We start from the raw sequence: 14,764 nt of genomic DNA on the forward strand, positions 1-14,764 counted from the left end.
ATGCCCGACGCGGCTCAGCCCGGCACGATGTGCTCCACATCCACTCCGTCGCCCTGCCAGCGGACCCGCAGACCGGGTCCCCCGCTCCACAGCACGGTCAACTCCTTCGCCCCTTCGGCGCGTACCGTCACTGTCTCCCCCAGCGGCACGGCATCCGCCGCCCCGGTGAGCCGGCTCAGCGCCACGAACAGGGTCGGGTCCTCCCCTGTGACCCCGGTCAGCTCGGCGTCGAGGCCCACGACGGGCAGCAGTTCGGACCGGAGCCCCTCCGGTGCGGCCCAGCCGGTGACCCGTACCGGCGTCCCCGGTTCCGCCCCTGTCACCTGGAAGGCCCGCACCTCCACGGCCCCGCGCACCAGCACGGCACTCGTCACGCGGGCCCCCGAGGCGGCCGTGTGCCGGGAGGCCGCCCAGCCCTGCCCGACGCCCAGCGGCACGATGTCCGTCCGGCTCGGATCGCCGCCGACGAGCACGCTGTTGTCGTACGACGCCGACGGCTCGGTCACGGTCGAGTAGCCGAGCCGGGTGTAGTAGGGGTCGTAGCGGACGTCCTCGCTGCCGTGGTTGTGGAGGCGGACGACGCCGTCCGAACGCGTGGACTGGAGCAGCCAGTTGGCGGGCGCGATCGGCGTGACCGCGTCGGCGCGCTCGGCCGGGCCCGGTTCCTCCGGCACCGTCCACACCGCGTGGTCCGGCGGGAGCAGCAGGCCGAGGAAGCCCTTGCTCGCCCAGTACGGGGACGCCGGCCCCGAATAGCCTTGCAACACCGCCACGTTGGGCCCGTGCCAGCCGAGGGTCAGGAGTCCGTGGGCGTCCACCGCGCCCCGGTCCAGGAAGTACTTCAGCGCTCCGGAGGCCAGCCGCCGGGTCTCCCCGGGAGACAGGGGCGTGCGTCCGGTGAGCGCGCCCAGCCAGAGCGGGGCCGTGGTCGCGAAGCGGTAGGTCAGCGAGCGGCCCTGGTGCATCGGGGCGCCGTCGCCGCCGAACAGCCGGGCGTAGTCGGCGAGATGGCGTTCCAGACGGCCGCCGTACAGGTCGAGCAGCTGCTCGTCGCGGGCCAGCCAGGCGTGCAGCACCGGGTAGAGGTGCATCGCCCAGCCGTTGTAGTAGTCGAACTTGCGGCCGTCGCCGTCGGTGTACCAGCCGTCGCCGAGGTACCACTCCTCGATGCGGGCCAGGCCGTGGTCGACCGCCTTGTGCGCGGCCTCCGGCTCGTGGCCGACCTCGGCGAGGAAGCCGCCGACCGTCACCGGGAACAACTCCCAGTTGCAGGGCCAGGGTTCGGCGGTGAGCGCGTCGGCGAGCCAGGCCGCGGCGCGCTGCCGCACCCGGTCGTCGAGGCGGTCCCACAGCAGGGGGCGGGTCAGGCGCAGGGCGAGGGCGACGGAGGCCGCCTCGACGAGCGGCTGGCTGCGGTCCTCGACACGCGGCCACCCGCCCGACACACCGGCCGCGAGCCCGTCGGCGTACCGCTGGAGCACGGTCTCGTCCCGGCGGAAGGCCGCGAGGAGCAGGGTGCGGGCGTAGCCCTCCAGGCCGTCGGAGAGGTGCCCCGACCAGCTCTGGTGGTCGCCGGGGAGGTGGTAGAGGGCACGGTCCGGAGTGGCGTACGGCTCCACGGCGGCGAGCAGGGCGTCGGCCGCGGCCTCCCAGTGGGCGCGGGTGTAGCCGGTGCGCGGGCTGGGGCCACGGTCCTCGGCGGGCAGCTGCATCAGTGCTCTTTCTCGCTCGTACCGGACCTCGTACCGGACCTCGTACCGGACCTCGTACCGGACCCCGTGCCCGACCGCGTGCCGGATTTCATACCGAACCTCGTGCCGTTCGAACCTGGGGCGCCCCGGTTCCGGTCGGGACGCCCCAGGGGCTCATCCCGCCCGCACGGTGCCCCGGGGCACCAGGTGCCGGGCGAGCAGTTCGTCACGCACCAGACCCGCGTAGACGGTGGCTCCGTACGCGGAGGTGTGCGTGTTGTCCTTCTCCTCGTTGTACAGGTACAGCGCCTTGGAGCCCTCCACGCCGAGGGACTCCACCAGCGCCTTGGTCTTCGCCGTGAGGTCGATCAGCGGAACGTCCTCGGCGGCGGCGACCGAGCGGATCACCTCAGGATGATTGACGCCGAGCCCGTTGACCAGAAGCGCGATGTCGTTGTTCAGCGTGCCGTCGGAATTGAACCAGCGGCGCACGATCGGTGTCACCAGCACCGGCCGCCCACCCCGCTCCCGGACGCCCGCCACCAGCGTCTCCAGATTCGCGCGGTAGGTCGCCTCGTCCGTCGTCTTGTCGTTGTGCGCCAGCTGGATCAGGACCAGGTCGCCCCGGCCGATCAACGGCTGGACGGTACCCCAGAGTCGAGGGTTCTGGAGATAGGTCACCGTGCTTTCGCCGGAGTCCGCGTAGTTGGCGACGGAGACCCCCGTGCGCAGGAACTGCGGGAGCTGCTGGCCCCAGCCCGAGTACGGGGCGGCGGGCTGGTCGCAGACGGTGGAGTCGCCGACCAGGAAGAGCCGCCGGGCGTGCCGGGCCGGGGTCACCCGGATGCCGGCGAGCGCGGGCGCCGAGCCGCCGATCGCCAGGTCGAGGCCGGGCGTTCCGTCGGGTCCGGTCGGCTCGCCCTCGGGCGTCCGGACGTTCACGGTGAAGCTGCGGGTGACGTGCCGCCCCGCCGGCGCGGCCGTCTCGGGGAGCAGCGAGCGCCGGGTCTCCCCGCTGATGCTCGTGCTGGACGTGGCCGCGCCGCCGAGCCGGACCGTCACGTCGTAGTCGCCCGGCGGGACGTCGAAGTGGCAGGCGTCGGCGGTGCAGTTCGCGAGGGAGACCGGCAGGTGCCGGTCGTGCGCCTGGGCGGGAGTGCCCGTCAGGCAGGTGGCTGCGCTCAGGACGACCGCCGCGGCCACGGCGGTACGGACACCGTTGAAACGTCTCACTCGGGACTCCTCCGTCACGGCGACAAGGCCTGGCGGGGACCGTACCGCCACTCGCAAGCGCTTTCTAGCCCTTGGACTGATTTCACGAGAATGCCAACCCCGGGACAGTGAAAGCCCTTTCGCGAAATCGATTCAACTGCCACTCTCACAGTCACCCGCACCCCCGCCCCTCCGAAGGAGGCACCCCCATGTCCGGAGTCAACGGGAGACCCCTCGGACGCCGTACCTTCGTCCTCGGCAGCGCGGCCGCCGCCGGCACCGCCGCCCTCGCCGGCCCGCTCGCCACCACTGCCTCGGCCGCGGGCTTCGGCTGGTCGGACGACGGCTCCCACTACGTCGTCGACACCGGCGCCAACCTGGTCTTCAAGGTCAGCAAGACCAACGGCGACCTCACCTCGCTGGTCTACAAGGGCACCGAGTACCAGGGCTACGGCGGCAAGAACTCGCATGTCGAGTCGGGCCTCGGCACCTCCACGGTGACCATCGCCCAGTCCGGCACCACGATCCTGATCTCGGTGACGTACGGCACGCTGAAGCACTACTACGCGGCCCGCAGCGGCGAGAACAACGTCTACCTGTGGACCGACAAGGCCGACTCCTCCGTCACCGCGACCCGTTACATCGTGCGCGTCAAGGCCGGCCTGTTCCTCAACGACGAGCCGGATTCCTACACTTACGCGCCCACCGTCATCGAGTCCGCGGACGTCTTCGAGAAGTCCGACGGCCAGACCCGCGCGAAGCACTACTCGAAGCTGCGGGTGATGGACTACAGCTACATCGGCTGGACCACCGGCAGCGTCGGCCTGTGGGTCGTGCGCAGCAACCACGAGAAGGCCTCCGGCGGCCCGTTCTACCGCTCGCTGCTGCGCCACCAGAGCGCGGACGGCGGCGGGCTGTACGAGATCCTGTACTACGGCGAGAACCAGACCGAGTCCGAGCGCTACGGCCTTCAGGGCCCGTACGTCATCGCCCTCACGGACGGCGGCGCGCCCTCCTCCGCCCTCTACCCGGGCACCCTCACCACCTCCTGGGCGGACTCGCTCGGCATCTCCGGATACGTCGCGGCGAGCGGCCGGGGCAAGGTCGCGGGTGTCGGGATCAGCGGCCGGGACACGGCGTACGCGTACACGGTGGGTCTCGCCAACTCCGCGGCCCAGTACTGGGGTGCGGCCCGCGCGTCGGACGGCTACTTCACCATCGGGAGCGTGCTTCCGGGGACGTACACGCTGACCGTCTTCAAGGGCGAACTGGCGGTGTACACCACGTCGGTGACGGTGACCGCGGGTGGCACGACCACTCTCAACACCCTTGCGATCCCGTCCTCGAACGACCCGAGCAACGCGAGCGCGATCTGGCGGATCAACAACTGGGACGGCACGCCGGGCGGGTTCAAGAACGCCGACCTGATGACGTACGCGCATCCGTCGGACGTGCGGGCCGCGTCCTGGACCGGGAACGTGGTCATCGGCAGCGGCACGGAGACCTCGGCCTTCCCCTGCTATCTGTGGAAGGACGTCAACAGCGGGATCATCGTGTACTTCAGGCTGACGGCCGCCCAGGCCGCCGCCGCGCACACCCTCAGGATCGGCGTGACGACGGCCTACGCGAACGGCAGGCCGCAGGTCGTCGTCAACGACACCTGGACCTCCGCCGTCCCCTCGCCGCCCAGCCAGCCGAGCACCCGGTCACTGACCGTGGGCTCCTACCGGGGCAACAACTACACCTTCACCTACAGCGTCCCGGCGTCCGCCTGGCTGACGGACACCAGCGCGTACAACACGCTGAAGATCTATGTGGCGAGCGGCTCGGGAACGACGTCCTTCCTCAGCGCCGGCACCTCGATCGACGCGATCGACCTGCTGGCCTGACCTGATCGGAGCTCAGGTTCCGCGGGTCCACTGCTGGTTCGTGCCGCCGTTGCACGTGTACGCGATGACGGCGGCCGAGTTGGCGGTGGACGCGCCGTTCACGTCCAGGCACTCGCCGCTGGTCCGGGCCTTGATGTTGACGTAGGAGCCGGAGGTGACGACCGACCACTGCTGGGTGGTGGCGCCGGTGCAGTCCTCCTGGGTGACGTCGGTGGAGTTCTCCTGGAGGCAGAGCGAACTGCCCCGGCCCATCAGCTCGTAGTAGCCGGTGCCCAGGTCCTTGAACCACCACTTCTGGTTGGTGCCGCTGTTGCAGGTGTACTGGCTGATCGCGATCCCCTCCCAGAGGGACTGGCTCGGGACGTCGGCGCACTTGGCGCTGTGCCGGGCGATCAGCGTGTTGTAGGTGGCGCCGGTGCCGGAGACCGTCCCGGCGGTCGTGTCGACGGACACCTCCGGGTACCAGGACATCGACATCGTGGTGGTGGTCGGGAAGGTCAGCGGCAGCCAGACGTAACGGGAGTCGTCGACCGTGCCGCCGAAGGAGTTGCCCCAGCGGTCGCCCAGGTAGAGGTACGAGGTGCCGGACGTGCCGGTGACCGGAAGGACGTACGCGGTCTGGGAGTTGTAGGCGGTGGAGTCACCGACGTTGGTGAACACCGTCCAGGGGCCGGAGAGCGAGGTCGCGGTGGCGTACTGCTGCTGGTTGGCGCTCCAGCCGGTGGCGCCTGACGTCAGCATGAAGTACACGCCGTTGCGCTTGAAGAGGGCGGGCGCCTCGCGGTGGCCGCCCGCCCAGGGGTTGGCGACCAGGCTCGCGATGGCGGTGTAGTCGGCGGTGAGCTTGTAGATGTGCAGGTCGTAGTTCTCGTTGGCGGCCGAGACCATGTAGGCGGTGCCGTCGGTGTCGACGAACGTCGTGATGTCCCGGGACATGTACTGGCCGAGCGGCTGGAAGCTGCCCTGGTAGCTGTAGTTCCCGTCGACGGTGTCGGAGACGGCGACGGCGGCCTTGGCCTCGCTGTAGTCGACGCCGTTCTCCTTGTGCATCCACATCACGAACTTGCCGGTGGAGGCGTTGTAGATGACCTTCGGGCGCTCGATGTAGGCGGTGCCGAGCTCGGCGGCGGAGGACTGGGTGAGGACGTGGTTGCGGAACTCCCAGGTCTTCAGGTCGGTGGAGCGGTAGGCGTCCACGTACTTGAAGGTGTTGTCGGAGTTGCGGTCCTCGCCGAACCAGTAGTAGTACGAGCCGACCTTGATGACCCCGCCGCCGTGGGCGTGGACGATGTTCCCCGAGGTGTCGGTGAACTGTGTGCCGTTGGTGACGGTCTGTGCGGCGGCCGCGGCCGGGCCCGCGGTGGCCAGGGCGCCGATCACCACCAGGCAGAGGGACAGCAGGATCGCGTACGCACGTCTCATCTCACACACGCTCCTTCGGGTTCGAGATCACGAACGGCGGTTGCCATCACGAACGTTGTGATCGCCGAAAAGGTAAGGGTGTGTTACGGACAGGTCAACGGGTCTGACGAGACAAGGGGGAAAGCGATTTCCAACCGATCGTCGCCCATCCGCGTTTTTCTGTTATCCGGCGCCTTCCACCGCGTCTCCGATGACGTGCGCAGCCACCTCCACACCACCGCAGCGGCCGCCGGCGCCCTCGCCGCCCTCCTGGCCTCCGCTCCCCCGGCGTCCGCCGCCGGCCCCCGGGACGTCACCGCCGACGTACTCGCCGACCGGGACGTGACACTGACCGGCGACACGGTCGTCACCGTGCCGGCCGGGACGACGACGTACGACGGCGTCCTGCACGGCGAGGGCACGCTCACCGTGCGCGGCGGCGGCACGCTGGTCCTCACCAAGGACAGCGACTTCACCCTGCCGAAGTCCCGGCAACGGCAGGTCGTCCGCACCCAGGGCGGCAACCACCCGTACACGACGGTCACCAACCCCGACCCGCCCGCGATCACGGTCGAGCGCGGCACGACCCTCCAGTACGGCACGGGCGGCGGCACCGGCCTGGTCGGCCACTTCCCGTACAACACGCCCGGCTACCAGCTGAACCAGCTGAACATCCGGGTCGACGGCACCCTGCGCCTGTCCCTCACCCGCACGTTCAACATCGGCACCATCAGCGGCTCCGGCCTGGTGACCCAGCCCCGCAACATGTGGGGCACGCTGGACCTGGCCGGCACCCACCCCTTCTCCGGGGTCATCGACAACGGCACCGGCATGGCCGTCGGCCGCCCCGAATACCCGGTCGCGCTGCCCCACGCCCGCGCGATCCTCAACCAGGGCTCCTGGATCATCGACACGCCGCTGTACCAGACGATCACCCTGGGGCAGGACTTCTACCAGCGGGAGTACGGCAGTGACGTCAACGTGCACTCGCGACCGGGCAGCAAGGTGGTGCTCACCGGCCAGTACAGCTACAGCGACCGGGGCGGCGACACCAACCCGTCGCTGAGCGACCCGTCCCTCAACTGGAAGCCCGTCGCCCACCAGTTGAACAAACGGGGCACCAACATCGAGGGCGCCGACGTGCACTGGGGCGACGGCACCACCCACCGCATCTTCATGCCGGGGACGAAGGACACCGTCTACATCAACCTGCACGAGGCGAGCGGCCGCCGCTCCCGGCTCACCTTCGACTACGACGGCCCCGTGACGCTGGGCGCCCCCATCGGCGGCGGCCGCTACCACGACACGCTGGCCGCGCCCGGCGCCGGGGACATCGTGATCGCGGGGACACGCGGCGACGACGTGACCTTCGCGGCCGCCCAGGACTACGACGGTTCGACCACGGTCGAGAAGGGCGCGGTGCTGCGCCTGGGCTCGGGCGCGAAGGGCGGCGACGGCTCCCTGCTGACCGGCACGGAGCGGCGCCGGATCGTGAACGACGGCACGCTGTACGTACAGAACACGTCAACTCCGGTGAAACTGGCCTACATGGGCGGCTCCGGCTCGCTGGTCCAGTCGGGTGCGGCGACGACCACACTGACCGGGAGTTCGGTGACGTACACGGGAGCGACGACCGTCGGAAAGGGCACCCTGGCACTGCGCTCCGGCGCGACTCTCGTGCACAGCAAGGCGATCCGGCTGACGTCGGCGACCGCTCGGCTGGACGTGGGGCCGGCCGGCCTGCGGGTCGCCACCGCCCTGTCCGGCAAGGGCACGGTGCGGGGCGCGGTGACCAACGACAACCTGGTGGCCGGCGGGTTGACGGTGCGGGGCGACTACACCCAGCACAAGCAGGGCGAACTGGTCCTGCGGGACAAGCCGTTGAAGGTGACGGGCCGCCTCACCCTGGCCGGCGCGCTCGACATGTCCGCCGCGGGCAGGTCCCCGGCCGGCCGCGTCACGGTGATCGACCACACCGGTACCGCCCGCACCACCGGCTCCTTCGACGGGCTGCGCGAGGGCGCCGAGGTCAAGCTGGCCGACACGGTCTACCGGATCACCTACCGGGGCGGCGACGGCAACGACGTGGTCCTGGACCCGAAGCAGACGACGAAGGCCGCCCCGAAGGCCGACACCGCCGACGCGGCATCCACCGCTCCCCCGGCCGTGACCACCCGCACCGCCGCCGACTCGGCCGACTCCTTCGGCTGGTGGCCCTACGCCCTGGCCCTCGGCCTCCTCGGCGGCCTGATGGTCCCGGCCGGCATGCGCACCCAGAAGAAGGGCCGGAAGCGGGGCGGGCGGCACGCGGGGTGACCGTCCGGGCCGCGTCCGGCGCCATGATGGGGCCGAGCAACGCACCTCCGAGGAAGGCGGCACGACATGGCCTACGGCTACATCGGCTCGATGAGGACCCGGCCCGGCAAGCGCGACGACGTGGTCGCGATCCTGCTCTCCGCGGCCGGGAGTCTCCGGGAACTCGGCTGCCGGAGCTACGTGGTGGGCCTGGCATCCGACGACCCGGACACGATCGTGGTCACGGAGGTCTGGGACTCCAAGGAACACCACGACGCGTCCCTTCGGCTGCCCGAGGCCAAGGAGTCGATCGCGACCGCCATGCCCATGCTCACCGGCGAGTTCACCAGCCGCGAACTGACCGTCGCGGGCGGCCTCGGCGCAGACGGCACCTGATGGACCACGCTCGGAGGCGGCGACGAACGGCCGCGCCACGGAGCGCGGTCTGACGGGCCGTGGCGCATGCGCCGGTGCGTCCTAGGCACGTATCCCGCCGGGCGCTTCCGGAAAGCCCAGTTCGGGCGCCAGGGCGCGCGCCTCGTTCGCCCAGTCCGCCAGGAAGGCGAGTGTCGCCCCTCGTTCCCGGTAGCGGAGTTCGGCGGAGACCCGGCGGCCGCCACCGTAGTCCAGTTGTTCCTCACCGGCGCAGGCCAGCATCGCGGCGGTCAGCCAGTCGTACTTGACCGCCGAGGCGCACACCGCGAGCCGTACCAGCCGCTCGTCGACGTCCCGGCCGGACTCGCGCAGACCCTGCACATAGGCGTCGTAGGCCGCCGTCGCGTACTCGGGCAGCCGGGCGGCCGGGACGAAGAGGTCGAAGACGGAGTCGGGGATGTAGTTGCCCAGGTCCTCGCCCAGCGCGCCGTCCCCGGCGAACGCCCAGTCGAGGGCGACGGCGGCGGGGCCGTCGGAGCGGAGGTTGGCGGGCCACATGTCGAGGTGGCAGAAGGCTCGCGGCAGGGCCTCCAGCACCTGGAGGAACCACTCCCGGTCGTGGTGCAGCCGGACCGCCTCCCGACGCAGGCCGGCCGGGAAGTGGTCGCGGACCAAGGGCTGCCGCCAGGCCTCGTCGTCGTCCAGGAGCTCCTGACCGAGGGTGTTGCTGCCGATGTACCGGCGCAGGAAGCGGGGGTCAGCCACGGCCGGTCGTCGATCCGTACGGCGCCCTGGGCGGCGCCAAAGGCTAGTTCGCGGGAGAACTCCGCCGCGGTCGGCAGGCAGGGGACACCGTGGGGCGTTCGGCGGCGGATCGACTAGCGTCGAGGCATGACCAGCGACAACTCCCCCAGCCTCGCCGACGCCATCGCCGCCGGGGCGGTCGTGCTCGACGGTGGTATGTCCAACCAGCTGGCGTCCGCCGGACACGATCTGAGCGACGAGCTGTGGTCGGCGCGGCTGCTGGCCGACCGGCCCGACGCGGTCGCCGACGCGCACCTCGCGTACTTCAGGGCGGGCGCGGACGTCGCGATCACCGCCAGCTACCAGGCCACGTTCGAGGGCTTCGCCAGGCGGGGGATCCCTCACGAGGAGGCCGCCCGGCTGCTCGCGCTGAGCGTGGAGCTGGGGCGCGACGCGGTACGGCGGGCCCGGGCGGAGGGGATCGCGCGGCCGTTGTGGGTGGCCGCCTCGGTCGGGCCGTACGGGGCGATGCTCGCGGACGGCTCCGAGTACCGGGGGCGGTACGGGCTGAGCGTCGAGGAACTGGAACGGTTCCATCGGCCGCGCCTCGAGGTGCTGGCCGGGGCGGGGCCGGACGTGCTCGCGCTGGAGACCGTGCCGGACGCGGAGGAGGCGACGGCGTTGCTGCGGGCGGTGCGGGGGCTCGGGGTCCCGGCCTGGCTGTCGTACAGCGTGGCGGGTGGGCGGACTCGGGCGGGGCAGCCGCTGGAGGAGGCGTTCGCCCTGGCCGCGGACGTGGACGAGGTGATCGCCGTGGGGGTGAACTGCTGCGCGCCCGCGGACGTGGAGCATGCGGTGGAGGTGGCGGCGCGGGTCACGGGGAAGCCGGTGGTCGTCTATCCCAACAGCGGGGAGTTGTGGGATGCGCGGGCTCGGGCGTGGACCGGGGAGTCGACGTTCGCCGCCGGGCAGGTGGAGGGGTGGCGGGATGCGGGGGCTCGGTTGATCGGGGGGTGTTGCCGGGTGGGGCCGGAGGCGATTGCCGGGATTGCCCGGGTGGTGTGAGGGCCGCCTGATCGCGGTGGGTCGGCCTGAACGTGCGCGACTGCGGGTGGTGGGGGCTGTTCGCGCCCACGCGGCGGAGCCGCACATTGGTACTGTTCCGCGCCCCTGAGGGGGCGCTAGTGTCCCGGCGTTGGCCAGTTTTCGGGGGTGGGGTTGACCAGGAAAAGCGCGGAAGCGGGGCGGAGCACCGTCCGTGATGTCGCCGCGCGCGCCGGGGTGTCCGCCTCCACCGTCTCCCGGGTGCTCGGCGGCGACTACCCCGTCAGTGCTGCCACCCGGACCCGCGTCCTGCGGGCCGTCCGCGAGCTGGACTACGTCGCCGACGCCCGCGCCAAGGCCGTCGCCGGGGCCGGTACGCCCACCCTGGCCTTCGTGCTGGAGGACATCACCGGGCCGTCCTTCGCGCACATGGCGTACGGCGTGGAGCGGGAGGCGGCACGACTCGGACATCTGAGTCTCGTCTGCAGCACCGACGGCGATGTGGGGCGTGAGCTGGAGTTCATCGGGATGATGCGCGCGCAGCGGGCCGCCGCCGTGATTCTCGTGGGCGGGGCGGCGGACACTCCCGAGTACCGGGAGCGGACCCGCCGTACCGCCGACTCGCTGGCCTCGGCCGGGTCCCGGCTGGTGCTGTGCGGGCGGCCACCGCTCGGGCCCGGCGCGCCGGTCACGGTCATCGAGTACGACAACGAGGGCGGCGCCCACGCCCTGGTCGCCCACGTGCTCGCGCAGGGTCATCGGCGGGTGCTGTTCCTGGGCGGTAAGCCGGACCACACGACGGCGATGGGGCGCGAGCGCGGCTATCTCGCCGCGCACCGGGCCCGGGGCCTTGAGCCCGACCCCGCGCTCCTGCTGCACGGCGACTTCACCCGGGACTCCGGGCACCGGCTGATGCGGCAGGCGCTCACGCGGCGGCTGGAGTTCAGCGCCGTGGTCGCCGCCACCGACATGGTGGCCGCGGGGGCGCTGACCGCGCTGCGCGAGGCGGGGCTCGACGTGCCCGGGGACGTCTCGGTGGCGGGGTACGACGACATCCCCTTCGCCCGGGATCTGCACCCGGCCCTGACCACCGTGCACGTGCCCTACGAGGAGCTGGGGCGGCTCGCCGTGCGGACCGCGCTCGGGCACGGCGGGGACTCGGCCGACGAGCATCTGCTCCTCGGCACGCATGTGGTCGTACGGGACTCAGTGGCGGCGTACGGCGGCCATTGAGCGGCGCAGCCGGCGTACGGCCAGGGCCAGTTCGGCGGCCCGTTCGGGGTGCTCCACGGCGGTGGGTGTCCAGAGGGCGAACTCGCGGTCCCGGGGGCCGGACACCGTGTGGGGCTCGCCGTCACCGAGGACGCGGACCGGGTGGGTGTCGTCCCAGGGCTGCCAGCCGGGGTCGCCGGTGACGGCGAAGCGGACCCAGGCGCCGTGCATCTCGTCGGCGAGTTCCTGCGGGGCACCCTCGCCGGCCAGCCGGGCCGCGTCGGGCCCGTCCCCGGTGTCGAAGACGAACCCCAGCTCCAGGCCGTGGCAGGCGCCGAGTCGGGGCCGGTTGGAGGGCCAGGCGAACTCGTACAGGTAGGACGAGCCCGGGCGGCCCTCGGCCAGCCGGTGCAGCGGGCGGCGGAGCAGGTGGTCGGTGACCATCTGGCCGACGGTCTCGGCGGGGCCGGCCTCGGGGTGCAGGGCGCGGTAGCCGCGCGGCACCTCGTGGCCGGCGTGGCAGCGGGCCATGGCGCCGGCGAAGGCGACCGGGCCGAGCCGGTCGACGTGGTCGAGCAGGCCGCCGGGGACCAGCCAGAGCCGGTACTCGTCGCGGGTCCAGCCCATGAGGAGGTCGACGCCGTGGGCCGCCCCGCCGTCGAGGAGGGCCTGCAGGGGGTCGCGCGGGACGAGGTCGCCGTCGACGACGATCCCGAAGGCGGGGCCGCCCAGGACCGGGCTGCTCAGCCTGCCGACCTCGGCCTGGGTGCGCAGCAGCAGCTCACGGTCGACCTCGGCGAAGGCCTGGGCGGTGGCGGGGATCTTCAGGCGGTTGGCCATCCGGCGGACCATGCGCCGGACCTTGTCGCGCTCCGCGGCCTCGGGCGGGCCGCTCTGCAGGACGGCTCTGCGGATCAGTCCCTGGGCCTGGGGTGCGGCGAGCAGGGCGCCGGCGCTGATGGCTCCCGCGGACTGGCCGCAGAGGGTGATGCGGTCCGGGTCGCCGCCGAACCCGGCGACGGTGTCGTGGACCCAGCGCAGGGCGGCGAGTTGGTCGCGCAGGCCGGGGTTGTGCAGGGTGTCGGGGAACAGGCCGTAGCCCTCGACCCCCAGCCGGTAGTTGACCGAGACGAAGACCACCCCGTCACGTGCGAACGCATGACCGTCGTACACGGGTACCGTCGACGAGCCCCTGGTCAGGGCGCCGCCGTGCAGCCAGACCAGGACCGGGAGCCGGGCGCCGGGGCCCGGCTCCGGGGTCCACACGTTGAGGTTGAGGCAGTCGTCGCCGGGGATCACCGGGTCGGACAGGTACTCCGCGAACGCCTCCGAGTACGGCGGTTTGGGCGCCGTCGGCCCGAAGGCGCCCGCGTCCCGCACGCCGTCCCAGGGCTCGGGCGGCACGGGCGGACGGAACCGGTGCGCCCCGAAGGGCGGGGCGGCGTAGGGGATGCCGCGGAACACCGCGACCGACTTCTCCCACCTGCCGCGCACCGCCCCGTACGGGGTGCCGACCACGGGGTCCTTGACGTCCGTCCGCTCTGCCGTCATCCGCCACCAGCTCCTCCCGCCGCGCGTGCCTCAACGCCGGTACGACAAGAGCAGCACATCGGCTCCCGGAATTCCGGCACCCACGGCGTTCGGATGGCTGCGCGCGGCTACTTGGCGTACATCAGGGTGCCGAAGCCGAGCTGGTCGTACCCGCCGCTGTCGGAGCCGTAGTCCCCGCCGCCGCCCTCGGGGGCGACCAGGTTGTAGTACATGGCGGAGATGTACTTGTCGTCGAGGTAGACACGCCGGTTGTAGTGGAAGTGGAGCATCGCCCACACGGGGCGGATCTGGCCGCGGGAGGAGGCGGAGACCACCGTCTGGGACGACTGGGCGCAACTCTGCCCGGTTCCCCAGGTGTAGGTGGTGAAGGGCACGTCACTGCCCAGGTTGTACTTGGCGACGTACTGGGCGGCCTTCATGAACCGCCGGTCGTCGTACGAGTAGAGGTCGTCGCCCTGGTTCCAGGCCATCTCGCAGATCGCGCCCATCTGGCCCATGCCCAGGACGGTGTGGCCCTGGTCGCGGCCGGACTCCTGCCACTGGCCGAGGGCGTAGCCGTCGGAGTCGGTGTACAGGTAGGGCACGGCGTGCGCGATCGAGCCGTTGCCGGCGCCCGACTTGAAGTAGGTGACGGCCTGGTCGTACTTGGCCTTGTCCTCGTTGAGGATCCCGATGGCCAGGATCGAGGCCATGTTGCACAGGTCCCAGTTGGCCCAGTAGTTGGTGATGCAGGCGTCGTTGTGGTTGGTCAGGAAGCTGTTGTTGAGCGGGTAGAAGACGCCTGCGAGCATCTCCTGGGCCGCGGCGAGGTCGAAGCCGGCGTAGTCGCGCATCAGCTCGCACGCGTTGGCGAACTGCCAGCCGTAGAGGCCGGCGGCGAGGAACCGGTCGGCGTTTCCGGTGACCGATGTCAGCGTCCTCGACCAGGCGTTGAGGATGTTCGCGGCGCAGGCGGCGTTGGCCTCGGTGCCGCCGACCTGCCAGCGCAGGGCGTTCTGGTAGGCGGCGGCGATGTCGTTGTAGAGCAGGCTGTAGTTCTGCCCGTCGCCGCCACGGATGATCGTGGCCGTCGCCCGGTTGGTCCAGGTCGACTGGGAGTGGGAGTTGGCGGTCAGCTTGTTCCAGCCGGACAGCCAGGGGTCGGTGCCGGCGGCGACCCGTACCTTGGCGCGGTTGATGTCACCGGCGTTGTGCAGCATGCCGGGGTGGGTGAAGGTCGCCGGGGCCGCGCCGGCCACCCCGGGGGCGGTGACCGAGGCGGCGACGGCGAGGGCGGCGGCGGACTTCAGGACACTGCGGCGGCTCAACCCGCCCGTCCCGGGACGGTGTTGCTCGCGGCGGCTCATCGCG

At 71.6% G+C, this 14,764-nt stretch carries 11 protein-coding genes; 5 read left to right on the forward strand and 6 right to left on the reverse strand.

Going from position 1 to position 14,764, the window contains the following annotated elements; all coding sequences use genetic code 11:
• Positions 1-14 precede the first annotated feature (14 nt).
• Positions 15-1,712 (reverse strand): DUF2264 domain-containing protein, encoded by a 1,698-nt coding sequence (locus tag ACWGJB_RS19080; RefSeq protein WP_453381311.1) that lies wholly within the window; start codon positions 1,710-1,712, stop codon positions 15-17.
• A 153-nt stretch (positions 1,713-1,865) separates the two neighbouring features.
• Positions 1,866-2,924, reverse strand: a complete 1,059-nt coding sequence (locus tag ACWGJB_RS19085; RefSeq protein WP_453381312.1) for a rhamnogalacturonan acetylesterase — start codon at positions 2,922-2,924, stop codon at positions 1,866-1,868.
• A 188-nt stretch (positions 2,925-3,112) separates the two neighbouring features.
• Here ACWGJB_RS19085 and ACWGJB_RS19090 point away from each other — a divergent pair, with 188 nt between their 5' ends.
• Positions 3,113-4,792: a rhamnogalacturonan lyase B N-terminal domain-containing protein gene (locus ACWGJB_RS19090; RefSeq protein WP_453381313.1), complete on the forward strand. Its 1,680-nt coding sequence runs from the start codon at positions 3,113-3,115 to the stop codon at positions 4,790-4,792.
• 12 nt (positions 4,793-4,804) lie between these two features.
• Here ACWGJB_RS19090 and ACWGJB_RS19095 read toward each other — a convergent pair whose 3' ends face one another.
• Positions 4,805-6,214 carry an RICIN domain-containing protein gene (locus tag ACWGJB_RS19095; protein WP_453381314.1) on the reverse strand — a complete coding sequence of 470 codons (1,410 nt, stop codon included), beginning with the start codon at positions 6,212-6,214 and terminating at the stop codon, positions 4,805-4,807.
• 195 nt (positions 6,215-6,409) lie between these two features.
• On the opposite strand from ACWGJB_RS19095, the gene ACWGJB_RS19100 reads away from it, so the two are divergent.
• Positions 6,410-8,509, forward strand: coding sequence for an autotransporter (locus ACWGJB_RS19100; RefSeq protein WP_453381315.1), 2,100 nt, complete (start codon positions 6,410-6,412; stop codon positions 8,507-8,509).
• A gap of 66 nt (positions 8,510-8,575) precedes the next feature.
• Positions 8,576-8,884: a putative quinol monooxygenase gene (locus tag ACWGJB_RS19105; protein WP_453381316.1), complete on the forward strand. Its 309-nt coding sequence runs from the start codon at positions 8,576-8,578 to the stop codon at positions 8,882-8,884.
• Positions 8,885-8,965: 81 nt separating this feature from the next.
• Here ACWGJB_RS19105 and ACWGJB_RS19110 read toward each other — a convergent pair whose 3' ends face one another.
• Positions 8,966-9,628, reverse strand: coding sequence for a hypothetical protein (locus ACWGJB_RS19110; protein ID WP_453381317.1), 663 nt, complete (start codon positions 9,626-9,628; stop codon positions 8,966-8,968).
• Positions 9,629-9,754: 126 nt separating this feature from the next.
• Between ACWGJB_RS19110 and mmuM the strand changes: the two genes are divergently transcribed.
• Positions 9,755-10,672, forward strand: coding sequence for a homocysteine S-methyltransferase (gene mmuM / locus ACWGJB_RS19115; protein ID WP_453381318.1), 918 nt, complete (start codon positions 9,755-9,757; stop codon positions 10,670-10,672).
• A 153-nt stretch (positions 10,673-10,825) separates the two neighbouring features.
• Positions 10,826-11,884 (forward strand): LacI family DNA-binding transcriptional regulator, encoded by a 1,059-nt coding sequence (locus ACWGJB_RS19120; protein ID WP_453381319.1) that lies wholly within the window; start codon positions 10,826-10,828, stop codon positions 11,882-11,884.
• On the opposite strand, the gene ACWGJB_RS19125 is transcribed toward ACWGJB_RS19120, so the two are convergent.
• Entirely contained in the window at positions 11,858-13,414 is a 1,557-nt protein-coding gene (locus ACWGJB_RS19125) for a carboxylesterase/lipase family protein (RefSeq protein ID WP_453381320.1), read from the reverse strand. The genes ACWGJB_RS19120 and ACWGJB_RS19125 overlap by 27 nt on opposite strands.
• 107 nt (positions 13,415-13,521) lie before the next feature.
• Positions 13,522-14,760: an alginate lyase family protein gene (locus ACWGJB_RS19130; RefSeq protein WP_453381321.1), complete on the reverse strand. Its 1,239-nt coding sequence runs from the start codon at positions 14,758-14,760 to the stop codon at positions 13,522-13,524.
• Between the last annotated feature and the right edge of the window lie 4 nt (positions 14,761-14,764).

Source organism: Streptomyces sp. NPDC054813, from assembly GCF_053611365.1.